Here is a 25,245-nt window from a genome sequence, read left to right as displayed (position 1 = left end):
ACTGATGTAATATTTAATGAGCAGATCCCATAATCGTATTCATGAACATATATTGAAAATGAATAACTTCAAATTGCATTTTTTCTAAACTTGTCAACAGCCCAACATTTGCTTTATAGCCGAAATTAAAGTCTAAAAAATTCACTTTTTTATTTTCCTTATTTACAAAGGTCTTATTGGTATCAAATCTTTCATTGTACTTATTCAAATGAGCAAATGATTTTGAAGAAGCGACAATTACTTTATTTTGCTTGTAAAAGTTGTCTATTTTATTTTTTAAAACGGCATACTTTTGTTTTACAAAGGCATTATAAAGCAGAGTGTTATTTGTTACAAAACAATCTTCTTCGGTGATTCCCGACTTGATTTCATCAATATAATCGTTAATTTCGTTACCGTTAGAATATATCTTCGTTGCAAAACCTGTTAGTTCTCCAAATAATTCAGGCTGATCTTCGTTTTTTATCTTGATCACTTCGTATTTAGAAAATGCGATATTTTTTAAGATTTCCTTCGAAGTTTCTTCAATTTCTCTAAATTCATTAAGTCTTGAAATAACAGCAGTTGAATTTTCTTTTTCAACTTTCAATTCCTCTTCTACTTTTAATTGTTTCTCATTGCTGCTTTGGCAACAAACATTTAGACTTAGCAATAAAAATAAAACAAGTTTTGTTTGCAGGTATTTCATAAACCAATTTGGTGGACTAGCACAATTTTAATTAGAAATTATTTTTTGCAAATATACTTCTTTTAGGTATTCAGAATGACCTAATCCTTTTAATCTCTAATATTGTTATATCTAGCAGATTGACCAATTTAAAACCAATTTTATTCGTTTTTCTAACTAAAGAAAACAGCCCAAAACTAGTGCTCAGAAATAACTTCTAACTCCGTTCTAAAAGAAAGCATCTTATCTGCAAATAAACCCAAAGCTTCTCTGTGAAATTCTGGTTCATCTTCAATATAAAATTTATCTAGCGTTTCTTTGCTATCGGTAACATATTGTGTAGAATAAGTGATTCCGCCCATTTCTTCTTCAACTAAAACTTTTACAATTCTTGCCGAAGAAAATTTATTAGTAGCCAGAATTTCTGGTATGTGTTTTTCCTGCATCCATTTTAACCATTGGTCGTGAACGCTCTCGTGTATGTTTGTGGTAACGTTGTAAATAATCATTTTTTCTAAGGTTCTGAGATACTAAGATTCTAAGGTTCTGAGTTTTTTTCTCTTATCACTTAAATCTTTTCAAATCATCATTTTACTAATTTTTATTCTTTGGAATTTGGAATTTGCTTTTTGAAATTTACAAATTCTTATCCCCTCTTAACTCGCGGTATTTTTTTCTGGCATCGACAAAGTAAATACTGTCTTGATGATTAAAAATTACCTTTTCATATAAAGGCTTTGCCTTTTCTGTGTCTTTTAGTTCGTCGTTGTAAATTTCGGCTGAGAAAAACAGCGCTTCATCTACGTAAATTCCGTCGCTATGATTGTCAATGATTTGCTGATATTGGCTTAAAGCCGAAGCAAAATCTTTCTGACTTTCGTACACTTTTCCTAAACGAAGTAATGTTACCGCTTCTATTTCCTGACCCTTAAAGGTTTTTAAAATATTCTGAAACTGTGCGATCGCTTCTTGTTTTTTATTCTGATAAATTAAAAAATCGCCTTTTGCAAATGCTTTTAAAGCAACTTGAGTTGAATCTGCGGCGGTATTATCATTAATTAAAAGAAAATATTCTAGAGCATCATTCGCAATTAATTGCGTGTTGGCAGCTTTTAATTCTTTAAACTGTTTATTTGCCCATTCAAAATCGCCTTTGTAATAACTTGTTTTTGCGGCTTTCAAACTGGCTTCGTGCGCCATGACATCATTCTTTAAATCCAATTGAATCTGCGAATAATAAATCAATGCTTGATTGTATTTTTCTTCCAAAAGCAAAATATCGGCCAATTCCATTTTAGCATCGGCCTTTTGATATTCGTTTAAGTTTAATTCTAAAGCTCTTTTTACTACTGCCTTTCCTTCTTCTGTTTTTTTCAAATTAAACGCCAGAAAATGGGCTTGAATAAGCTGCAAAGATAAGCTAAAAGGATTTATTTCGTAAGTGGCCAGCAATTGCTGCAATTCTTGATTGATAGCAGGATAATCTTTTTCGGGTGCATTATCAATCTTAATTTGCATTAAATACGCATTAGATTGGATCAATAAATCTAAATCTTTTGTGTTTTGAAGAATGAAATTCAGAATTTCTACAGCAGTTTCGTCATCATCTTCATTCATCGCAAACTGACTCAAATTGACAATACTCATCAGCGATTCTGGTTCTCGCTTGTAAATGGCTTTTTCTTGAATAAAAGCTTTTCCGAATTCTTTTTGCTGTACATAAAACCAGCTCAGATAATGATTCCAGAAAACATCTTGGTCTTTTTGAGTTTTAAGAATTAATGCTTTTCGCATCGCATCTTTAAATGCCGTATTATCGGTTTCACCATTCATAAAACGCGATAATTGTGTCTGGATCAAACTGGTGTTCTGCGGATTTGTAAAAGATTCTGTCAGTAGCAAATCAATCATCAAATCGGTTTTACCCAATTGTCCGTACAACATTCCGATTTGAAAATTGAAATTAAAAGTCGGCTGGATCTGCATTGCTGTTTGATACGCTTTCAGAGCATATTCTAACAATACTTTTTTCTCGAAAGAATTGGCAATTCCGTAAACATCGTTCGGACTTACTTTTATTTTTTCGATTGCCTGCTCGTAGTAATTTTTGGCTTTCGAATCGTTTTTCTGCAATTGAAAATTATATCCTAATTCTACTAAAAAGACACCTTGCTTGTAACGGTTGAAACGTTCTTGAATTGCTTTTTCAGCATTTGCAAATTGCTGCAATTGCTGATAACAGTCGACAGTACGTAAAAAGTACTGTGTATTGGAAGGTGCATTTTTTAAAAGTTCCTCATAACTGATTTTAGCTTTCTCGAAATCTCCCTTATCATAATAATATTGAGCCAGCTGCTCGTTTTGACCAAATGCAAAACCAGAATATAATAAAACGATATAAATAAATATGTTTTTCATATCTTTTAGTTTTCAGTCGCAGTCGCAGTTTTCAGTCTTACTAATTGTAAACTGTGACTGTAAACTGTGACTTTTTTTCAGTTACTGTAAACTGTCACTTTTTTACTTTTCCAAAAAATCAATCCTAAACCAATTAAAATAAACGGAATACTTAAAATCTGTCCCATGTTAATCAGCATATCATTCTCAAAAGCCTCTTGATTTTCTTTGAAAAATTCAATTATAAAACGAGCTGCGAATAATAAAGTTAAGAAAGTTCCAAAGATTAATCCCTGTGCATTTCTAATTTTTTCTGATTTATACATATAAAACAAAATTCCGAAAATCAATAAATAAGCAAAAGCTTCATATAATTGTGTTGGATGTCTCGGAATTAAATCGTCTCTTTCAAAAACAACTCCCCAGTTTCCATTGGTTGGTTTTCCATAAATTTCAGAATTCATAAAATTTCCCATTCTGATAAAAGCACCCGTTACAGGAACTGCAACCGCCATTTTATCCAAAAGTCCCAAGAATTGCACTTTGTATTTGCGACAATATAAAATCATTGCCGTAATTACTCCAATTGAACCTCCGTGACTTGCAAGACCTTGATACCCGACAAATTCGTACGAACCTTTAATTTTCTGAATTGGCAAAAGAATCTCTATTGGATGTTTTAGAAAATAATCTGCTTCATAAAAAAAACAATGTCCAAGTCTGGCTCCTAAAACGGTTCCAACAATAACATAAATTAGTAAGCTGTCGAGATTGTCTAAAGAAAGGTTTTCCTTTTTATAAATATTTCTAACAATATAAAAGCCTAAAAGAAGTCCGCAGGCAAAAAGAGCTCCGTAATATTTTAACGGAAAACTATCCGTGATCCAGAAAATGACAGGATCTACGTTCCAATTTAATATTCCGTTTTTCATGCTCCGTTTTTTAATTTCTATAAATTAAGAAAACCTAACAGGTTTTAAAAACCTGTTAGGTTTGTATCTTAAAAACTATTTTTTTTAGTTTATAATATCAAATCCACAGTAAGGACGTAAAACTTCTGGTATTACGATTCCTTCTGGAGTTTGGTAATTTTCAATAATTCCGGCTAAAACACGTGGAAGTGCTAATGAACTTCCGTTAAGTGTATGTGCCAATTGATTTTTTCCGTCTTTGTCTTTGAAACGCAATTTCAAGCGGTTGGCCTGAAAAGTTTCAAAATTAGAAACAGAACTGATTTCTAACCAGCGGTCTTGAGCTGTAGAAAACACTTCAAAATCATACGTTAATGCAGAAGTGAATCCCATATCGCCACCGCAAAGACGTAAAACTCTGTATGGTAATTTCAGTTCTTGAAGAATTTCTTTTACATGTTCTACCATTCCGTCAAGCGCAGCATAAGAATTATCCGGATGCTCCACACGCACAATTTCAACTTTATCAAATTGGTGTAAACGGTTTAATCCGCGAACGTGTGCTCCGTAAGAACCTGCTTCACGACGGAAACATGGCGTATACGCTGTATGTAAAACTGGTAGTTCACTTTCGTTTAAAATAACATCGCGGAATAAATTCGTAACCGGAACCTCAGCAGTTGGAATCAAATATAAATCATCAATTGTAGAATGATACATTTGTCCTTCTTTGTCTGGCAATTGTCCAGTTCCAAAACCTGAAGCTTCGTTTACCAAATGCGGCACCTGAACTTCGTTATATCCTGCAGCTGTATTTTTGTCTAAAAAGTAATTGATTAAAGCACGCTGTAAACGAGCTCCTTTTCCTTTATAAACAGGAAATCCTGCTCCAGTAATTTTTACACCCAATTCAAAATCGATGATATCGTATTTCTTTACCAATTCCCAGTGCGGCTGTGCGCCTTCGTGCAAAACTGGAATATCTCCTTCTTGGAAAACATTTAAGTTATCATCTGGCGTTTTTCCTTCTGGAACAATATCTGCTGGAAGGTTTGGTAAAGTATATAATTTATTGGTTAACTCAACAGCCAAAGCTTCTGCTTTTTCGCTCAGTTCTTTACTTTTTTCTTTTAGTGAAACTGTTTTTTCTTTTAAGATTGCTGCTTTAGCTTTCTCTCCAGCTTTCATCAATTCACCAATATCTTTGGACAATTTATTAGATTCTGATAAAGTATTGTCTAATTCCACCTGTGCAGCACGACGATTTTCGTCTAATTGAACCACTTCTTCCACAACGCTTTTAGCATCTATATTTCGTTTTGCTAAAGCTTTGATTACTTTCTCTTGATTTTCTCTAATAAATGCAATTTGTAACATAGCTTGATTTTTATAACTATTGTATTTTTTATAACGGAAGCAAATTTAAGGAAATGTTTGTTAACATAAGGACAAAGTTTAAAAGGAAAACTTAAAACTCTTAGAAACAGCAAAAGCACTTAAAAAGTGCTTTTGCGATTGTTTTAAATTTATAACGCTTATTCCAGAAAACGATGTCTGTCATCGCGGTGAAAAGCATATTCTTTGCCATTAAATTTAAGCTTTTCGGCTTCTTTTTTGGTTTTCACTTCCTTATTTTCTTCCATATCATTTTCTAAACTATCTTCAACAGCCTCTTCATAGGAAAACTTTTTAGTTACAATTAAATCAAAAAAGCCATTTGTTTTGTCATCTCCCAAACTCATGCCCGTTTCCAGCGTTTCAATTTGATATGTACCGCTTCCATTTGAATCTCCGTTGGTTAGACGAATTGGATATTCGTACAAAACTTTCCTGATTTCATTATCTGCCAAAGTAAGTAAGGTGAATTTTTGTTCTGAATACAAAACAATTCGACTGCTTGCAGTGGCTTCTGTATAAAAACCAATAGCAGGAGTAGTTTCGTTTAGATAAACCAGGTTTTTCAAAATATGCGACTTAGAAAACCGAATTGCTTCATTATGATAGTATCCTAAATTAGCGTCAAATTCTTCTGCAATGATACTGCCGCTTTCTCGGTCTACAAACAAATATTTTCGCTGAAAATAATTGCCTAAATCTTCAAAATCGTCAGATTTTTTCTTTTTCTTATTACGCTCTACAATCGTTAAAACAAAAAAGGCTGTCTTGTCATCGTAGTTAATAGAACTAGTCTCTTCAATTTTAATGTTTGAATATTTAATTTTTAGATTGGATGCGACTTTTGAAAGAAGCGGAAGATTCAATTCTTCAGAATCTTCTATGCTACCTAGGTTTCTAAAAATGAGTTTCTTAAACTCTTTTCTATTCACATTTGCATCTGTTTTTATCAGTGAAAGCAATTCCTGATTCTGAATTTCTGCTTCGTTCTTCGGTTTTTCACTTTTACCGCAAGCGAATAAAAATAGCAAAACCCCACTAAAGAGTATAATTTTTTTCATAGGCATTAATTTTTTAGTAGCATTTTTTGGGATGTCCAAATATATACTTTTCTTACAAAACATTACACAAAAATTAAAATCTTCAATCAATATTCTTAAAAACATTGATTAATCCTATATAAAATGCATTTTCTGCTAAAACTTAATCTCTTTTTATCTCACGCCCCAAAAATTCTTCTAAAACAGCAAACATCTCTTCTACTGAAAGCACTTCTGTATCGGGATGCGATTTTAAAAACGCTGCATTTAATTCGACTATATTTTCATCCAATTCAAAATAAGCATTATTATTCAGAACATCACGGAAAGCATTTGGAGTATTCGATCTTTCTTTTAGAAATTTCCCTAATTTAATGTTGCTCTGAAGACGCAGTTTTCGGCATTGTTCTTTAAATAATTCTAAATGTTTTTCGGCACCAATTAGAGCTAATCCTTCTTCGATCAATTCGTTCAATTCTTTGTTCCAGCCTGAATCGTGTACAAATTGAGAAAAATTTCCTTCTGCGTATTTTGAAGCATAAAAATCTAGATAATAACTTAATAAAGCATCTTCATGAATTAAATCGTCATCTATTTTTTCTTCGCGCATTAAATTGATTACTGAAATATTCGAATTCACAACGTCTTGAGGATTTTCGCTATTTGCCGCCGTTTCTGAAATAATGATTTTACCGAATTCCATTTGAAATTTGTTTAAAGGATTGTTTTGCAAAGTTGGGTAAATAATTGAAAAAATCCTTTTTAATTTGAATTAAAAAGAGAGTTCTAATGCAACAATAAAATATATTTCCAAATTGTCTTTAACTAGAAATGAAGGCTTTTTCTGTCTATAACCCTTTATTTTCCAACAATAATCCTTTTAGTTCATTAGTTTTCAAATACGCCGCAAAACGCCCAGAAAGCAGTAACATTTCTTTTTCTTCGGGCGTGATTTTGAGTTTGGTTTCTACATGCGAAGCATATTCATAAAGCATCAAAAGTTCGCTGGCGCCAAAATCTTTAAACTTTTCTCTGTCTAAACTGGCAAGCTGCAATTCGCTATTTTTGTCTTTTTTAAAACTTTCTTCACCAAATTTTGAAATCAATTGCGCTCTAAAATCATCATGCAGTTTAAGCCACGTTGCCGCTTCATCATCACTATTTTTTAATTCTTTAACCAAATCTTCGTATTTCTGGTCTTTATTCAAATTTGATAAATGATGCCTCAAAGTGGTGAAACCAATTATCTGATAATTTGAAGCCGGAATTTTATAGCGTTCCAAAGCATTTTCGACATCTCTTTCAAAAGTCATATAACGAGTTTGCACGGTATATAGAGAAGCCGTTTCTAACAACGAAAGCAATCTAATTTTTACATCGTTTATATAAGGAGACTTTTTTCCTTGTCCCAAGCAATCAATAAAAAGTGCTTTTTTGTTTTTGTCTTTTACTTTATTGTCGTTATGAAGAAGTTCTATCAAGGTTTCATAACCCATATTATCGGATGCACCGCCATCGATCACGCACAAGATTTTTTCCTGATTTTTGATTCCGAATTTGGTTTTAGGCAAAACGCCTGGAAAAGCAGAACTTGCAGTAATGGCATAGGTAAGTGGAAAATTATAACCATTATTAATTTGATTTTCGTCAAGCGAAAGTGACGCTTTATTGGGAGCTAAAGAAGAATTGATTTTTAAGGCACGAATAATGTGTGGCATAAAAGGGAAACGCTCTCCATTGTTATAAGCCGTTCCGTTAGCAACCATGATTGGCAATTGCGGATTTTGCTTGCTGTCTTTTGGGATAAAAAAATCAGACAAAAGCATTTGAGTCTTAAACTTATTCTGATTTTCTGGATTGGTGCTATCGTATTGCAAAACTTCCAAATCTAATCTTTGCGCCATAGAGACTTTTTCTCCTTTTTCGTTTCTGCTATTATTTAAAAGAGACAAAAGCGTAGCCGATTTATTGACATCTGATTTAAAAGCATCTGCTTTAGAAAAATAAAATTCGTTAAACGTACAATTGTCATATTGGAGCTTGTTTTTCTGAATCGTCAAATAATATCCAGCCGAATAACAGCCTCCAGAAACTGTTGAGAAATAATCAATTTCATTTAAAAAATTACGATTTGAATTGTCCTCTTGAATTTCTTCCAAACCCAGAAGAACGCCCAAACTGAAGAACTGCGCCCTCGATCCGCCGCCAGAAATTCCAACACCCAATGCAATACTCGGATTCTGAAATCGAGTATCTCGTTCCTGAACCGATTTATATTCGTTTAAACTTACGGCAAGAATTGAGTTGTAATTGATTTCCGAAAACAGATTTACTTTATTTTGAGCAATTCCTTCATTTGCTAAAAGAACCAAAAAGAATCCTATAATAAGTTTTTTAAATATCATAAACCGAAAACATTATTTGATGCAGATAAAATTAAAGGAATTAATTCAAAATGAAATACTTGTATTTTATTTTTTCAAAATAATGACATAAAAAAAACCGCATCTTAAAAATGCGGTTTCATTTATTTGAAAAACTAAAAATCTTAGTTTGTTTTCATTGGCGGCAAATCAAACGCAACAGAATCGTGTTCGAAGTTGTTTCGGTGTCCTCCATCGCAGAATGGTTTGTTTGCAGATAATCCGCAACGGCAAAGTCCAAGCGCTGCTCTTCCTTGTAAACCATAAAGTGTTCCTTCTGGATCCATGATTTCAAAATCTCCTTCGATTTTAATAGATCCGTTTTTATTGATGATTAATTTTGTCTTGCTCATAAACTTGTTTTTTTCGAGTGCAAAGATTGCGAAATATATTCTCATTTATAAGTGTCTAGCGTAGTTTAAACTGGTTCTATTTTATTTGGAATTCCACAGAGAAACGCGAAGGTTTTACGCAGAGATTCACAAAGGTTATTGCTATTTTGAAATAATCTCGCAAAGACGCTAAGGCGCAAAGTTTTTTATTCTTTTGTCAGACTGAGCGAAGTCGAAGTCCCGCAAAGATTAGCTTAAATTACTCTAAAGTTTTATAAACAAAATTCTTAAACTTCACACTTCCTTTTCCAATCGAACAAAGACCAATTCTTAAACCTAAAAATCCGCTTAAGACATTATGATTGTATCCTGAAACTTCTACAGAGTTTTCAATTTTTTTCCAATCTTTTCCGTCAACACTGTAAAACATATCGACCGTATTTTTGATGTTTTTAAGTCGAAGAAAGACTTTTCGCGTATGCGTATTTTTCTCCGTAGGAAATTGCCATCCTCTTAAATTCGCCAAAATGTTATTTTGATCTGCTAATATTCCTGAGTAATATTTGTTATCGTAAAAAAGTACCAAACCGCCTAATGCATCACCTTCCATTTCAACTTCAACTTCAGCTGAATACGAATGTCCGCCAGGAACAACGACAAGAGGTGAACTGTTTCCTACGCCATCCCCTTTTCCTTCAATTATCAATGTATTATTAGCTACTTTAAATCTTGATTTTTCTACTCCATTATAAAACTTCCATTGCGGTTTTAAAGCTGTTCCTCCAAAATTATCGCTCAAAGAAAATTCAGGAAGCGTTTTGCCTTCTGGCTTCGCAATTGGTTTGTCTGTTTGAATGTTATCTGGAATTTTATACCAGCCGTCTTTTGTCCATTCAACAGGTTGCAATAAAGTCTGTCTTCCTAAATTGTAATAGTCTTTTTCGTAACCATGAAAAATCATCCACCATTTTCCGTTTCCATCTTCAAAAACGGTGCTGTGCCCTTTCGACCACCAAGTTTCAGAACTGCTGTTGGTTCGCACAATCGGATTGTGAGGAGAGTTTTCCCAAGGTCCCAAAGGTGATTTTGATCTAGCCGAAATTACCATATGACTTGTTGCTGGGCCCGCAGTTCCGCCTTCTGCAACGGTTAAATAATAATATTCTCCTCGCTTAAACAGTTTTGGCCCTTCCATGCAAAAGCATTCAATACTCCATTCGCGCGGAATTTTCCAGCCGTCATAAACATGTTTTAATTCGCTTGTTACCGAAAGTCCGTCTTTAGACAAAGCAACGTAACCTCCGTTGCTGAAATACAAAAATCGGTTTCCTTTATCATCTGTAACATGACCCGGATCGATATTTCCAATTTTCAAGTCTACTGGTTCACTCCAAGGTCCGTTAATAGAATCGGCTGAAACTACGAAATTGGTATTATTTGCAGGGAAATAAATGTAATATTTATTGTTATACTTAATTAAATCGGGCGCCCAAACGGCTCCAACATATTTAGAAAGTGCATTTGTAACAGGCTGCCAATTCATTAAATCAGTCGAATGCCAAATTAAAAGTCCAGGATAATAATCGAATGAAGAATGAACGACATAATAATCTTTTCCATCGCGAAGCAAACTCGGATCAGGATAATCGCCCGCAAAAATGGGATTTGAATATTGTCCTTGTTTTAAACTCTTTTCCGGCTGTGATTGAGAATAACCGCAATACGAAAACAAAACTAAAATGGTTAGATATATTTTATTCATGATGTACGTTTTGATATTTTTTTCAAATATAGTCAAAAGGACTATAAGGTTTTAATGGAGCGAAAATTTGTTAGGTTTTTACGCAGAGATGCACCAAGAATTCGCAGTGATACAAAGTTTTTAGGTGTAATTCGTCGATTGGCTAGATAGAAAACATATTTGCAGGAAGACAAAGTGCAGAAATGGTATCTGATTTTGAATTAATTACACAATAGCTTTGAGACATTATTTTGTAGATTTGAGAAATCGTTTTTATCCAAATTATCTAAACCACTTATGAAAAAATATTCCATTCTGATAGCATTTGCTTTTCTGTTTACTTTGACTTCAGCAACTAATGACAAAAACGGTTTCGAAGATGGCTGGATAAATTTACTGGATAAAAACCTCAGCAAATGGGACATGTATCTAAGTTACAAACATCAGAACGGATATTCGGGCAAAATACCTACGGATGTTAATGGAAACGAAATAGCACCTATTGGATACAACAAAAATGTAAACAATATGTTTACCGTGATTCAGGAGAACAATGAAAATGTCCTTAAAGTGTCCGGGGAATATTATGGCTGTGTCTTTACCAAAGAAACCTTTAAAAACTATCGCCTGAAGCTAAAAGTTAAATTTGGAAATAAAAAATGGGAACCCAGAACCGACAAGCTTATGGATGCTGGTGTGCTTTATCATTCGCAGGGAAAAGCGGGAGTAGATTATTGGCGTGCCTGGATGTTATCTCAAGAATTTCAAATAATGGAAGGCCATTTTGGTGATTATTGGAACATTGCAAATGCGGCAATTGACATCAGAGCTTATCTTCCTGAAGGAGGAATGAATGCCGTAGCCGATGAGGATCAGCAATTTATTCCGTTTGGAACACATACTGAAAATACTGGATTTTGCATGCGAAAAATGAGAGCTGAAACGCCTAATAACGGTTGGACAGAAATAGAGTTGGTTTGTATCGAAGGAAAAAGTCTTCATATCATTAACGGCAAAGTAGTCATGGTTTTGCAAAATTCCCGCTATTTTGATGGTGAAAAATTTATGCCTTTAATTGAAGGGAAAATACAATTGCAAAGTGAAGCTGCCGAAGTTTACTATAAAGACATCAAAATAAAACCGATAAGCAAAATGCCTACTGAGTTTCAAAATTATTTTAAATAAAGGAATCCTAGCCTAAATTATTTCAATTAAATCCGTCTAAACTGTGGCTAAAATTAAAAAAACTTTGCGCCTTCGCGTCTTTGCGAGATTAAAAACGCAATGAAAACTTTAGCGAATCTCCGCGTAATATTAAAATCTCAATTCTATTGCTTATTTTTGCACTCAATAAAATTGAATTATGATACAAGATCCAAAGAGATATACGATCACGGCGGCATTGCCTTACACCAATGGACCAATCCATATTGGGCATTTGGCGGGGGTTTACGTACCTGCAGATATATATTCTAGATATTTAAGATTGCAAGGAAAAGATGTTGCATTTATCTGCGGAAGCGATGAACACGGCGTTGCAATTTCTATGAAAGCCAAAAAAGAAGGAATTACACCACAAGAAGTTATTGATAAATATGATGGAATTATCCGTAAATCGTTTGCAGATTTCGGAATTTCATTCAACAATTATTCTAGAACTTCGGCAAAAATTCATCATGATACAGCTTCGGAATTCTTTAGAACTTTGTATGATAAAGGTGATTTTATTGAAGAAGTTACAGAACAATTGTACGACGCAAAAGCAAATCAGTTTTTAGCAGACCGTTTTGTAGTTGGAACTTGCCCTAAATGTGGCAATGAAGGAGCTTACGGAGATCAGTGTGAAAATTGCGGTTCTACTTTGAACGCAACCGATCTGATTAATCCAAAGTCGACAATCACAGGTGAAACTCCAGTTTTAAAAGAAACAAAACACTGGTTTTTACCTTTAGATAGATACTCTGATTTCTTAACAAAATGGATTTTAGAAGGTCATAAAAACGATTGGAAAACGAACGTTTACGGACAAGTAAAATCTTGGATCGATGCAGGATTAGAACCTCGTGCTGTAACGCGTGACTTAGACTGGGGAATTGACGTTCCGGTTGAAGGTGCTGAAGGCAAAAAATTATACGTTTGGTTTGATGCGCCAATTGGTTACATTTCTTCTACAAAAGAATGGGCAGCGCGCGAAGGAAAAGATTGGGAACCGTATTGGAAAGATGAAGAAACGAAACTGGTTCACTTTATCGGAAAAGACAATATCGTTTTTCACTGTATCATTTTCCCAGCAATGTTAAAAGCTGAAGGGAGTTATATTTTACCAGATAACGTTCCGGCAAATGAGTTTTTAAATTTGGAAGGAAACAAACTTTCTACTTCTAAAAACTGGGCAGTTTGGTTACACGAATATTTAGAAGAGTTTCCAGACAAACAAGATGTTTTGCGTTATGCTTTAACATCTAACGCTCCGGAAACAAAAGATAACGATTTTACATGGAAAGATTTCCAAGCTAGAAATAACAACGAATTAGTTGCTGTTTTCGGAAACTTTGTAAATCGTGTGGTAGTTTTAACGAACAAATATTATGAGGGAGTTATCCCAACGCCAAACGAATTTTCAGAAGTTGACGAACAAACTTTAGCAGAATTAAAAGCGTATCCAGCCGTGATTTCAAGTTCGGTGGAGCGTTACAGATTCCGTGAAGCTTTGGGCGAATTGATGAATGTAGCTCGTTTAGGAAATAAATACCTTGCAGACGAAGAGCCTTGGAAAGTGATGAAAGACAATCCAGAGCGTGTAAAAACTCAAATGTATGTGGCATTGCAAATCGCTGCGGCGTTGAGCGTTTTGGCTGAGCCGTTTTTACCTTTTACAGCTGCGAAACTTTCTAAAATCTTGAATTTGGCTGATCTTAAAGAGCAATTTGCTGGATTTAGTAAATTCTTGAAAGAGAAAGACCGTGATGCAAAAGACATTTTTCTTGATAAAACATTAGGTTGGAATGATATTTCTGAAAACTCCGATTTAATTCCGGCAGGACATAAAATTGGTGAAGCAGAATTGCTTTTCGCCAAAATCGAAGACGAAGAAATACAAAAACAAATAGATAAATTGGAAGCTACAAAAACAGCGAATCTTGCTGAAAATAAACAACCAGAGCCGCAAAAAGATTTAATTCAGTTTGAGGATTTTGCGAAAATGGATATCCGTATCGGAACTATTTTGGAGGCTGAAAAAATGCCAAAAGCAAACAAACTTTTAGTGCTAAAAGTAGATACAGGAATTGATGTTCGTACGATTGTTTCAGGAATTGCAGAAAGTTTTTCTCCAGAAGAAATCATCGGAAAACGTGTTTCTGTATTAGCAAACCTTGCTCCAAGAGCTTTACGCGGTGTTGAAAGTCAAGGAATGATCTTGATGACAACAAATGCAGAAGGTAAATTGGTTTTTGTAAATCCGGATGCTGATGCGCCAAATGGATCGACTGTGAATTAAAGTTAGAAACCGTATTTTAAAACTAAGCGTGAAATTCTTGTATGATTTCACGCTTTTTGCTTTTAAAGTATTTATTTTCTAAACTATCTTTGAAAAATAATACAATTAATACAATGAAAATTACTAAACCAAGATTAGCCTTAATCTGCGGTATACTTTGCATATCGATTTTTCCAATATTGGTAAAATTACGTTTAACTCCAGGATTAATTTCGGCTTTTTACCGTATGTTTTTTGCTGTTATTCTTTTGTTGCCTTATGTCATTTTTAGTAAAAATTTTAAACTTCCGAGTTTAAAATTTGCACTTTTGGCGGCACTTTGCGGCGTTTTATTTTCTTCTGATGTTGCCGTTTGGAATATTGCTATTCAAGATTCGAGCGCAACGCAGGCATCTTTATTGACAAATTTATCTCCGGTTTGGGTTGGTATTGGTTCTTTCTTGTTTTTAAAATCAAAACCTGCGACTAATTTCTGGATTGGCACAATCGTTTCTTTATTCGGAATGGTAACTTTAGTTGGTTTTGAGTTTTTTATTGATTTAAACTTTAATCAAGCTTTTCTATTTGCAGTTTTATCTGGAATTCTATATTCGATTTATCTTCTGGTCAGTAAAAATGTGCTTTCAGAAGTAGATGTTCTTTCGTTTATGACTATCAGTTTAACCGCTTCGAGTATTTATTTGGGAATTCTTTGTTATTCTTTAGACCAGCCATTTAGCGGTTTTTCAGATATGGGATGGTTTGTACTGTTGCTTCAAGCTGTAATTTGCCAATTGTGCGCCTGGCTTTCGATTAGTTATGCTACACAGCATATGCGTGCAACTCGAGTTTCTTTGAGTTTATTGAGTCAAGCTGTAATTACATCGATTTTAGCTTGGTTGTTTTTAGAAGAAAAAATAACTTTACAGATGGTTTTCGGCGGAATCGTTTTACTTTTCGGAATCCGAATTACGTTTTACGATAAAACCATTTCTTTGAAAAGGCTTTTTTCTAAGAATTAAGATAAAAGGTTTCACGCAAATTTGAGCAGATTTGAGCAAATTAAGCAGATTTATTTTTTTACTTTAATAGAAAGTATTCGGGGAAAAAATTTGGGTTAATTTGTGAAATTTGTGGCGAAAAAAAATTACGCAGATTTAGCAGATAAGAAATCCTTTTTAATCCTTTCAATCTGTGACAAAAAAACCTAAAACCTGACTCGAGGCTGAAAGCCGAACTAACGAAGTCAACAAAAAACACTTGAAACAAAAAACATTATGTTACATAAAACTAAAATACCAAACCTAAAAGTAATCGCATTTGATGCCGATGATACTTTATTTGTAAACGAACCTTATTTTCAGGAAACCGAACATAAATTTTGTGCTTTGATGGAAGATTATCTCTCACATCAAGGAATTTCGCAAGAATTATTCAAAATCGAAATTGCCAATCTTCCTCTTTACGGTTACGGAATTAAAGGTTACATTCTTTCGATGATTGAAGCAGCAATGAACATTTCAAACAATACAATTCCTGTTGTAGTCATTGAAAAAATCATTCAATACGGAAAAGAATTACTAGAAAAACCAATCGAACTGCTGGATGGAATTGAAGAAACGCTGCAAGCATTAAAAGGTAAATACAAATTAGTTGTGGCCACAAAAGGCGACTTGAAAGATCAGCACAGCAAATTGCACCGTTCGGGTTTAGGACATTATTTTCACCATATTGAAGTAATGTCAGACAAACAGGAAATTGATTATCAGAAACTTTTAGGCCGTTTAGATATTCAGGCACATGAATTTTTGATGATCGGAAATTCGTTAAAATCAGATGTTCTGCCTGTTTTAGGAATTGGCGGTTATGCCGTTCACATTCCGTTTCACACCACTTGGGAACACGAAAAAATTAATCATACCATAGAACACGAGCATTTTAGTTCATTTGAAACTATTGCAGAAGTTGTTCCGAATTTATTATAATGAAAACACTTTTAGACTTAGAAAATTGGAATAGAAAAGAACATTTTGCCCATTTCAAACAAATGGAAGAACCTTTTTTTGGTGTAACAGTAGCAATTGACTGCACCAAAGCGTATCAAACCGCAAAAAGTATAAATGCTTCTTTTTTTATTTTCTATTTACATAAAACATTAGCTGCGGTAAACGCAATTGAAAATTTTAGATACCGAATTTCCGAAAACCAGATTTACATCAACGAACGAGTTGACGCATCAGCCACAATTGGCCGCGAAGATGGCACTTTCGGATTTTCATTAATTGAATATCATCCAAATTTTAAAACATTCGAACAAACTGCATTAACTGAAATCGAGCGTATTCAGAACACAACCGGACTTTTTACAAGATCATTTGATGATGATAGCCTCATTCATTTTTCAGCAATTCCGTGGTTAAATTTCAGTTCCATTACACACGCGCGCAGTTTCACCTATCAAGACAGCTGCCCGAAAATTTCATTTGGAAAAATGATGACGGACGAAACAGGAAAGAAAACCATGTCTATGGCCGTTTTTGTACATCACGGTTTAATAGACGGAATGCATGTTGGTCAATTTGTCGATTATTTTCAAGAACTTATGAATCAGTAGTTTAAAAACGGAATAATTCTTGTTGTCCTAAAAACATGAAACAAATCTTCCTTTTTTTGTCTTTACTTTTCAGCACTGTTTTGCTTAGCCAGACGGTACTGACTTCTTACGCAATAGATTTAAAAAATAAGAAAGAAAGAAGTGATATTTTAAATGTAGAAAACACCGCAACACATGATATTTTTGTTTTTTTAGCATCAGACAGCCTTTCCATACTAAAATACAACAGTGCTTTATTTTTAAAACAAAAAGTAGTAACATCAAGAAAATTTACCGAAGGCAAATCCTTAATTGGCTGCAGTTTCAGTGAAGATGGCAATCCTACTTTGTATTGGTTTTCTCCAATAGAAAAAAATATCGTTCTGATTAAATATTATTTGGAAACCAATACCAATCGTGCTTTAAAATTTCAAATTCCGCTTGACGAAAAATCAGTTTTGACTTATTATCAAAAAGATAACAACTTCTACTTACTGATGAAGGATCATGCGAAACAAGGTTTAACGGCTTTTATTTTTAAGAATGGAATAGCAGAAGAAAAATATCTCGACTTCTCTCCTTTTGTATTTCGCGACCGAAAAACCCAACAAAAATCATTCAATCAGATTTTAATGGAAAACCCGATTGAAAAAATGGATTCTGGAGAATACAATCCGCTGTTTAAAGTGACTTCAAAAAGTAAATTATATACGCTTCCCAATCGTTTGATTCTGACTTTAGATCAAAGTCTTAGAAAAACCCAATTGTTCGATATTAATTTGGATAACTTAGAAATTAAAGAGAAAACTTTTTTACAGCCTAGTACTCAAAAAAACGCTAAAAAGTCTAATTCTTATTACCACGAAAACAAATTGTATCAAATCAGTGTGAATGCTGAGCAGCTTGCATTAGATATTAAAGATTATGAATCGGGAGAATCGTTGAAAACATTTTCCGTTTCAAAAAAGGATACGATTCAATTTAAAAATTCTCCTTTATTGATGCAAATCAATGACAAAAAACCAAGAGAATTAAAAAACACAGGCAAATTTCTTCAAGAATTAGCAACAACAGATGTCGGTATTTCTGTTTTCAAAAACAAGCAAAATCTCCTTTTAACCTTGGGCGGAACGGGAATGCAATCAAAATCGATTGCGGCGCCCTTCGGCATGATGTCTGACTTCTATGAAGATTTCATACCTCCGAGCTATTACGGTATAGATACATATTATTCTGTATTTTTTGAAAGTGTCTGGACTAAAAAACTCCAAACTACCAATCAAAGTCAAGAACCTCTTGCAGGAGATAAAATTTATGCATTTCTAGACCATCATAAAACGGTTTTACTTCCAAAGGTTCTAAAATTAAGCAACTACAGCATTTTAGGATATTATGATTTTGATTCTAAAGAATATGTTTTGCGAAAATTTACAGACGGTTTTAATTAAAAAACTCAAAACCAAACACTTGTACAATTACCGAATTATTTCGCCATCCAAATAACCTTATTTTGATATCTTTTTGACTTTTAAAGGAAGTATTTACTTACAATTAGTTGTTGTTTTGAGCCAAATTTAAAATCTCAAATAACAATGAAAAAAGTTGTAATTACTCTTGCATTTGCCCTGGCCTTAACGGGAGTACATGCGCAAACAGAAAACAATAACGGGTATAATAAATGGTCTATCGACTTAGGTGCAGGAATTAATAAACCGCAACGACCATTTAATGACGGATATTCGACTAACACTTTGAGTCCGTGGACTGGAGATCTAGGTGTTCGTTACATGTTTAATAACAAATTTGGTTTGAAGGCAGATTTTGGATACAACAGTCTTACTGCAAAAGGCAGCTCTATCGATTTTGACTCAAAATACTACAGAGTAGATTTACAAGCTGTTGCCAACTTAGGTCGCATCATGAATTTTGAAACTTGGACTAACACTTTTGGTTTATTGGGACATGCTGGTTTTGGATATGCTCAATTAAGAAGTGATAGTTTTAAAGGAGCAGATGAAATGGGTAACTTTATTGCTGGTGTAACTGGACAAATAAGATTATCAAATAGAGTTGCTTTAACTGGTGATTTCTCAACTATTTTGAATGCATCACAAGATCGTACTTTTGATGGAGCATACGTTGCAGGAAATAGAGGCTTTTCTGGATTACTGTTCAATGGTACAGTTGGTTTAAATGTGTATTTAGGAAAAAATACTAAACATGCCGATTGGACTGTAACTTCAAATGATATTATTGACACTTCAGCTCTAGAAAACAAAATAGCAGATCTTGAAGCACAAATCAAAAAAATTCCTGCTCAAAAAGAAGTAGTGATTGAAAAACAAGTTAATAATCCGCAGCCAACTGATAATGATTTGATCAAAAGAATGATTAATGACAAGTATTACAGTGTGTATTTTGACTTCAATAAAACAACTCCAATCGAAAACTCAACCGCGGCTATCGATGTTGTTTTAAATTATTTAAGAAAAAATCCTTCTGCTTCTCTAGATTTAGTTGGTTACGCTGATCAAGTTGGAAAAGCAGAATACAACGAAAAATTATCTAATACAAGAGCAACTAACGTAAAAACTATTTTTGAAAAAGCAGGAATTGCTTCATCTCGTTTAAATGTTATCGCTAATGGAGCAGATACTTCAATCCAAAAAGATTCTGACGAAGCTAGAAGATTAGCTAGAAGAGTTACTTTTATTGTAAAATAATCTCTTTTCAAAATTGTAAATAAAAAGTCCTTAAGAAAATATCTTAAGGACTTTTTTATTGCTTAAATTTAATACCATAAAAGGTTCTATTTTTTGGAATAAATTTTGATGATTTTAGCGATATGAAAAAACTACTTTTCCTTTTTCTTTTGTTTTTCAAAACGGCTCTGTTTAGTCAAACGGTATTAAATTCTTTGCCTTTAAATCTTAATAATTTAAATCAGACCCAAATTCTAAATATTGAAGATGAGGCAAATCAAGATATTTATGCTTTTGCTTGGGACAATAAAAACATAAATATTTTAAAGTATAATAAGTTCTTCTTTCTTAAAAATCAATTTACAGATTCTATAAAACAGGAAAAGAGCAGAAATCTAATGGGAGCAATAATTACTGAGGAAAAAAAACCAACATTGTACTGGATTTCTCAAAATTACAAAAATCTCGTAGTGAGCACTTATGATTTTGAAAAGAAGACTTCAGAATCCTTAAATTTTGTTTTTCCCGAAAGTCACGATTACATTATAACTTCTTTCCAACAGCAAACTACTTTTTATATTCTTGCGAAAGAAAAAGAATCTGATCATTTGCTTCTTTATAAATTTAAAGATGGAAAGTGTGAGATCAAAATGTTCGATTTCTCTAATTTTATTTTTAAAAATGAAAGAAATGTAGCGTTTTCTTTCAGCGCGCTTATTAAACGTTTTCCAATTACAAAAATGGAACAGGATATTCTTAATCCTATAGATTTGGCTTCTAAAATAAATAAATTATATGTCCTTAAAGACCGTATTCTTTTGACATTTGATTATAACACAATAAAAACCCAAGTCTTTGATCTTAATACCAATACCGGAGAAGTTGAAGAAAAAAATTTTAATCAGCCGCTTTCAAAAACTGCATCAAGGAACTCCAATTCATTTTATTACGACAAAAAACTTTTTCAACTAAAAGCTAATAAAGACGAATTTTTATTTGATGTAAAAGATTTTGACTCAGAAAAAACCATAAAAACCTATTCGTTTTTAAAAAATGATACTATTGCATTTAAAAGATCACCCTTTTTTATGCAAATTGATAACAATAGACCTCAGCAGTTGAAAACCACTGCAAAATTCCTAAAAAATTTAGATGGACTTTCTACTGGTATTTCAGTTATTAAAAACAAGAAAAATACTTTTATTACTTTCAGTGGTTTTGGCGAATATTTCGACTTTTATTACAGCTCCAATTCTTTCGATGATTTTGGAGAACGTATACCTTATTCTTTAAGTAAAATGGTTTATTTTGATGCGCTTCTAAATGAAAATATGGATGCCGCAAAAGACGAACAGACTGAACCATTGGCAATTGATAATTTGTTTTATTTTTTAAATAACAATAAAAACATCTCGCTATTCGATGCCCTAAAATTAAAGGAATATTATATTTTAAGTTACTTTGACAGCGGTTCTAAACAGTTTATTATGCGAAGATTCACAGATGGTTTTATGATGGAAAACAATGGAAATCCGATTATGAATAAAGCACAATTTTCTAGGCCCGCTTCTTTTGGAAGTATAAGTTCTTATTAAATCTACTGAAAATTAAGCCAAATGCCTAATGTTTTGGCGGTTTCAAAAAAACGAAATGAATTATTTTTCTTAATTTTACAAAAAAGACATCTATTATGCTATCAAAAAATATTGAATCGGCTTTAAATAAGCAAATCAGAATAGAAGCAGAATCTTCGCAAACTTATTTATCTATGGCTTGTTGGGCTGAAGTACACGGATTAGAGGGAATTGCTCAATTTATGTACACACAGTCAGATGAAGAGCGTGCTCATATGCTTAAATTGGTTAAGTATGTAAACGAACGCGGAGGACATGCTCAAATTACAGACCTAAAAGCACCTAGAATAACATATTCTACTTTCAAAGAAATGTTTGAGGAGCTTTACAATCATGAAATTTTTGTTTCGCAATCTATCAATGAATTGGTACATATTACTTTTGAGGAAAAAGATTATGCAACACATAATTTCTTACAATGGTATGTTTCTGAACAAATCGAAGAAGAAGCAACAGCTAAATCTATTTTAGACAAAATCAATTTGATTGGCGAAGACAAAGGCGGACTTTACTTGTTCGACCGTGATATTCAGCAGTTAACAGTTACTAGCTCAATTGCTATTAATCCAAAATAAAAATTAGTTAAAGTTTATTTAGAATATTTAAAGATAACTTTTTTCGTTTATATTTGTCTCTGTTTTTATAATACAGAGGAAAATTGGGCAAGAAAGAAAAAGACAAAGAGAAGAAAAAGGATAAGAAAAACAAAAAAAATAAAGTTATCCTTGAGAAAATCAAGAAGATTGAAAACTGTAAATCTTCTTGTTGTGAGAAATATAAAAAAAGCGAGAAGAAGCGTTGCTCACGTTGTCCTATGTTTGATTTATTCAAAAAAACTGCTTAACAAAATATAGAAAAACCCATCAGATTTCTCTGGTGGGTTTTTTAGTTTTAAATTGCAGTCAACTTCTGATTTTTAATTCAATTATGGAAAACCACGTTACAATACCTAAATCGAGTCTTGATTTTTTGGTACAACTGAAAGAAAACAACAACAAACCTTGGTTTGAAGCTAATAAACCGCAATATTTAACCGAATTAAATCACATTGAGAATTTTGCTGGCGCTTTACTAAAAGAACTTTCCAAAACTGATGTTTTAGAAAATACTTCAGGCAAAAAAAGTGTTTATAGAATATATCGTGATATTCGTTTTTCTAAAGACAAAACTCCTTTTAAACATTATTGGGGCGGCAGTTACACCCGCGCAACAGCAGCAAGACGTGGTGGTTATTATTTTCATTTGGAAAAGGGAAATAGTTTTTTTGCTGGCGGTTTTTGGGGTCCAAATGCGACCGATTTGAAACGAATAAGAGCAGAATTTGCGCAAGATCCTGAAACTTTCCAGAAAATTTTAAATTCGAAATCTTTTATAAAGAACTTTGGAACTTTGCAAGGCGAGCAGCTTAAAACGAAACCAAAAGGTTTTGAGCTAGACCATCCAGCGATTGATTTACTGCGTTTTAAACAGTTTTTAGTTATAAAACGCTTTACAGATGAAGAAGTTTTAAGTCCAAAATTTTTGGAACTGGCAGTAGATGCTTTCAAAAATATGAGACCGTTTTTTGATTATATGAGCGAGGTTTTGACGACTGACAGTAATGGAGTTTCTATTTTATAAAAACTCATTTTCTGAAAATATAAAACCCGATAGGTTTTGAAGACCTGTCGGGTTTAACTAAATATTTGTTGACTTCCGAAAAAATCATTCCGTAGGAATGTTTCGTCGGTAGAATTAAAATATGAATGAAGATTAGACGATCCGTAAGAACGTTTGATTCATAAGAAAAATATCCATTTTCGTCAATCAGGTGTCCTTACAGGACACTATCAAAAACAAATTTTATTATTTTCTACCGACGAGATATTCCTAACGGAATATTTAATATTATTTACTAAGCAGTAAAATTTCATTTACCACAACTTCAGTTACATAACGTTTTTCTCCATTTTTATCATCATAACTTCGGTGTGTTAGTTTGCCTTCAAAAGCTATTTCTTTTCCTTTTACAACATATTTTTCTATAAGTTCTGCTGTTTTTCCCCAAGCTACAACGCGATGCCATTCTGTTTGTTCTACTTTTTCGCCTCTGTCATTAGTATATCTTTCATGTGTTGCAATTGTTAACTGCGCATTTTTTTTACCATTATCAAAATTCTTAATTTCTGGATCGTTACCTACATTACCGATTAATTGTACTTTGTTTCTCATTGCATTCATGGCGTATATTACTTTTATGTTATTATAAATTGAAAATGTTTCTCATATTCAACACTGCAAAGATGTATTATCCCAGCATTCATAGTCGGTTATTAACTATTTACTACCGATTATAACTATTTGTAAGCGTTTGTAATTGGAAATTGTTTTTTGTATATTTGAGATAAATCTTACTATATGCAGGCAAAAATTAATAAAGTCGAGTTACGAAATTTAGAAATTGAAGACTATAAACAGCTGAAAAAATCAATGATTGAATCGTATCCTGAAATGGCCGATTCGTATTGGGGTTCTGACGATATTGAAAGATTGCTTTCGATTTTTCCAGAAGGACAATTGGTTATTTTGGTTGATGGAAAAGTGGTTGGTTCTGCATTATCTCTTATCGTTGATGAAAAACTAGTAGAAAAAAGGCATAATTATCAGCAGATTAGTGGTGACTATACCTTCTCTACTCATAATCCAAATGCTGAAATTTTATACGGAATAGACGTTTTTATTCATCCAAATTATCGAGGTTTGCGTTTAGGGCGTCGATTGTATGATGCAAGAAAAGAACTTTGCGAACAACTGAACTTAAAAGCTATTGTTTTTGCGGGCCGAATTCCGAGTTATAGAGAACATGCCAAAAAAATGACTCCAAAGAATTATATTGAAAAAGTAAGAACCAAAGAATTATACGATCCGGTTCTTTCTTTTCAGTTGAGCAATGATTTTCACGTTTTGAGAGTCATCAAAAATTATTTGGAAGGCGATGAAGAATCGAAAGAATTTGCAGTTTTACTAGAATGGAATAATATTTATTACGAGGACAGTCCAAAACTAATTAATCTTAAAAAAAATATTATTCGATTAGGATTAATTCAGTGGCAAATGCGTCCGTTGAATAATGTTGAAGCTCTTTTCGAACAAGCTGAATTCTTTATCGATGCCGTATCTGGTTATGGCTCCGACTTTGCTTTATTTCCAGAATTGTTTATTGCACCATTAATGGCAGATTACAATCATTTGTCTGAAGCAGAAGCAATTCGAGAACTGGCACGCCATTCAGATCCAATTAGAAAGCGTTTTCAGGAATTTGCCATTTCTTATAATATCAATATCATCACAGGAAGTATGCCTTATATGGAAGGCGGAAATCTGTATAATGTTGGTTTTTTATGCAAAAGAGATGGAACATCAGAAATGTACACCAAAATTCATATTACACCAAACGAGGTAATTCATTGGGGAATGAAAGGCGGATCGCAGTTTAAAACTTTTGATACCGATTGTGGTAAAATTGGTATTCTAATTTGTTATGATGTCGAATTCCCTGAACTTTCTAGACTTTTAGCAGATGAGGGAATGAATATTTTGTTCGTACCATTTTTAACAGATACTCAAAACGGATATACTCGCGTAAAACATTGTTCGCAGGCACGCGCCATCGAAAATGAGTGTTATGTAGCCATAGCAGGTTGTGTTGGAAATCTTCCGAAAGTAAATAATATGGATATTCAATACGCGCAATCTTCTGTATTTACACCTTCCGATTTTGCTTTTCCAAGTAATGGAATCAAAGCAGAAGCAACTCCAAACACAGAAATGACCTTGATTGTAGATGTAGATTTGAACTTATTGAAAGAACTGCATGAACATGGTAGTGTCAAAACGTTAAAGGATCGTAGATCTGATTTGTATGAAATTAAAAAATTGAATTCATAAAAAAT

23 protein-coding genes are annotated in these 25,245 nt (G+C 33.2%); 12 read left to right on the top strand and 11 right to left on the bottom strand.

The window, feature by feature from the left end:
• Nucleotides 1–13: 13 nt before the first annotated feature.
• The 10 genes from LL966_RS13170 to LL966_RS13125 form a co-directional block, all read right to left on the bottom strand.
• Nucleotides 14–688: a hypothetical protein gene (locus tag LL966_RS13170; RefSeq protein ID WP_229353837.1), complete on the bottom strand. Its 675-nt coding sequence runs from the start codon at nt 686–688 to the stop codon at nt 14–16.
• Nucleotides 689–864: 176 nt separating this feature from the next.
• Nucleotides 865–1,176 carry a DUF4286 family protein gene (locus tag LL966_RS13165; RefSeq protein WP_091489692.1) on the bottom strand — a complete coding sequence of 104 codons (312 nt, stop codon included), beginning with the start codon at nt 1,174–1,176 and terminating at the stop codon, nt 865–867.
• A gap of 127 nt (nt 1,177–1,303) precedes the next feature.
• Entirely contained in the window at nt 1,304–3,085 is a 1,782-nt protein-coding gene (locus LL966_RS13160) for a tetratricopeptide repeat protein (RefSeq protein ID WP_229353835.1), read from the bottom strand.
• Nucleotides 3,086–3,162: 77 nt separating this feature from the next.
• Nucleotides 3,163–3,996, bottom strand: a complete 834-nt coding sequence (gene lgt, locus LL966_RS13155) for a prolipoprotein diacylglyceryl transferase (protein WP_229353834.1) — start codon at nt 3,994–3,996, stop codon at nt 3,163–3,165.
• Between the two features lie 84 nt (nt 3,997–4,080).
• Nucleotides 4,081–5,352 carry a serine--tRNA ligase gene (gene serS, locus LL966_RS13150; protein WP_229353832.1) on the bottom strand — a complete coding sequence of 424 codons (1,272 nt, stop codon included), beginning with the start codon at nt 5,350–5,352 and terminating at the stop codon, nt 4,081–4,083.
• Nucleotides 5,353–5,510: 158 nt separating this feature from the next.
• Nucleotides 5,511–6,431 (bottom strand): PA3715 family protein, encoded by a 921-nt coding sequence (locus LL966_RS13145; protein WP_229353830.1) that lies wholly within the window; start codon nt 6,429–6,431, stop codon nt 5,511–5,513.
• Between the two features lie 142 nt (nt 6,432–6,573).
• On the bottom strand, nt 6,574–7,113 hold the full coding sequence (locus LL966_RS13140; RefSeq protein WP_229353829.1) for a DMP19 family protein: 540 nt from the start codon (nt 7,111–7,113) through the stop codon (nt 6,574–6,576).
• 145 nt (nt 7,114–7,258) lie between these two features.
• Nucleotides 7,259–8,815, bottom strand: a complete 1,557-nt coding sequence (locus tag LL966_RS13135) for a patatin-like phospholipase family protein (RefSeq protein WP_229353827.1) — start codon at nt 8,813–8,815, stop codon at nt 7,259–7,261.
• Between the two features lie 143 nt (nt 8,816–8,958).
• Nucleotides 8,959–9,186 carry a CDGSH iron-sulfur domain-containing protein gene (locus tag LL966_RS13130; protein WP_071635631.1) on the bottom strand — a complete coding sequence of 76 codons (228 nt, stop codon included), beginning with the start codon at nt 9,184–9,186 and terminating at the stop codon, nt 8,959–8,961.
• A gap of 238 nt (nt 9,187–9,424) precedes the next feature.
• On the bottom strand, nt 9,425–10,927 hold the full coding sequence (locus LL966_RS13125) for a family 43 glycosylhydrolase (RefSeq protein ID WP_229353826.1): 1,503 nt from the start codon (nt 10,925–10,927) through the stop codon (nt 9,425–9,427).
• A gap of 276 nt (nt 10,928–11,203) precedes the next feature.
• On the opposite strand from LL966_RS13125, the gene LL966_RS13120 reads away from it, so the two are divergent.
• The 11 genes from LL966_RS13120 to LL966_RS13070 all read left to right on the top strand — a co-directional run bounded on the left by LL966_RS13120 (nt 11,204) and on the right by LL966_RS13070 (nt 22,933).
• Complete coding sequence (locus LL966_RS13120; protein ID WP_229353825.1) at nt 11,204–12,091, top strand: 3-keto-disaccharide hydrolase; 888 nt, start codon at nt 11,204–11,206, stop codon at nt 12,089–12,091.
• A 178-nt stretch (nt 12,092–12,269) separates the two neighbouring features.
• Nucleotides 12,270–14,405, top strand: a complete 2,136-nt coding sequence (metG, locus tag LL966_RS13115) for a methionine--tRNA ligase (protein ID WP_229353824.1) — start codon at nt 12,270–12,272, stop codon at nt 14,403–14,405.
• A gap of 113 nt (nt 14,406–14,518) precedes the next feature.
• Nucleotides 14,519–15,406 carry a DMT family transporter gene (locus LL966_RS13110; RefSeq protein ID WP_229353821.1) on the top strand — a complete coding sequence of 296 codons (888 nt, stop codon included), beginning with the start codon at nt 14,519–14,521 and terminating at the stop codon, nt 15,404–15,406.
• A gap of 255 nt (nt 15,407–15,661) precedes the next feature.
• Nucleotides 15,662–16,369, top strand: coding sequence for an HAD family hydrolase (locus LL966_RS13105; protein WP_229353820.1), 708 nt, complete (start codon nt 15,662–15,664; stop codon nt 16,367–16,369).
• On the top strand, nt 16,369–16,998 hold the full coding sequence (locus LL966_RS13100; RefSeq protein WP_229353819.1) for a chloramphenicol acetyltransferase: 630 nt from the start codon (nt 16,369–16,371) through the stop codon (nt 16,996–16,998). The genes LL966_RS13105 and LL966_RS13100 overlap by 1 nt, the downstream gene beginning before the upstream one ends.
• 35 nt (nt 16,999–17,033) lie before the next feature.
• Nucleotides 17,034–18,425 carry a hypothetical protein gene (locus LL966_RS13095; RefSeq protein ID WP_229353818.1) on the top strand — a complete coding sequence of 464 codons (1,392 nt, stop codon included), beginning with the start codon at nt 17,034–17,036 and terminating at the stop codon, nt 18,423–18,425.
• A 144-nt stretch (nt 18,426–18,569) separates the two neighbouring features.
• A complete protein-coding gene (locus tag LL966_RS13090; protein ID WP_229353816.1) occupies nt 18,570–19,700 on the top strand; it encodes an OmpA family protein in 1,131 nt (376 codons plus the stop codon).
• Nucleotides 19,701–19,822: 122 nt separating this feature from the next.
• Nucleotides 19,823–21,274, top strand: a complete 1,452-nt coding sequence (locus LL966_RS13085; protein ID WP_229353814.1) for a hypothetical protein — start codon at nt 19,823–19,825, stop codon at nt 21,272–21,274.
• Between the two features lie 95 nt (nt 21,275–21,369).
• Nucleotides 21,370–21,888, top strand: coding sequence for a ferritin (locus LL966_RS13080; protein ID WP_229353813.1), 519 nt, complete (start codon nt 21,370–21,372; stop codon nt 21,886–21,888).
• Between the two features lie 83 nt (nt 21,889–21,971).
• Complete coding sequence (locus LL966_RS13075) at nt 21,972–22,157, top strand: hypothetical protein (RefSeq protein WP_229353811.1); 186 nt, start codon at nt 21,972–21,974, stop codon at nt 22,155–22,157.
• Nucleotides 22,158–22,240: 83 nt separating this feature from the next.
• On the top strand, nt 22,241–22,933 hold the full coding sequence (locus LL966_RS13070) for a DUF2461 domain-containing protein (protein WP_229353810.1): 693 nt from the start codon (nt 22,241–22,243) through the stop codon (nt 22,931–22,933).
• Nucleotides 22,934–23,200: 267 nt separating this feature from the next.
• Here LL966_RS13070 and LL966_RS13065 read toward each other — a convergent pair whose 3' ends face one another.
• Nucleotides 23,201–23,533: a single-stranded DNA-binding protein gene (locus LL966_RS13065; RefSeq protein ID WP_229353809.1), complete on the bottom strand. Its 333-nt coding sequence runs from the start codon at nt 23,531–23,533 to the stop codon at nt 23,201–23,203.
• 177 nt (nt 23,534–23,710) lie between these two features.
• Between LL966_RS13065 and LL966_RS13060 the strand changes: the two genes are divergently transcribed.
• Nucleotides 23,711–25,240: a bifunctional GNAT family N-acetyltransferase/carbon-nitrogen hydrolase family protein gene (locus tag LL966_RS13060; protein ID WP_229353808.1), complete on the top strand. Its 1,530-nt coding sequence runs from the start codon at nt 23,711–23,713 to the stop codon at nt 25,238–25,240.
• The last annotated feature ends 5 nt before the right edge of the window (nt 25,241–25,245 follow it).

It is taken from the genome of Flavobacterium chungbukense (assembly GCF_020805785.1).
GTDB classification, from domain to species: domain Bacteria; phylum Bacteroidota; class Bacteroidia; order Flavobacteriales; family Flavobacteriaceae; genus Flavobacterium; species Flavobacterium chungbukense.
Note: the sequence above shows the minus strand (reverse complement) of the source record. Positions and strands in the feature narration are given on the sequence as shown.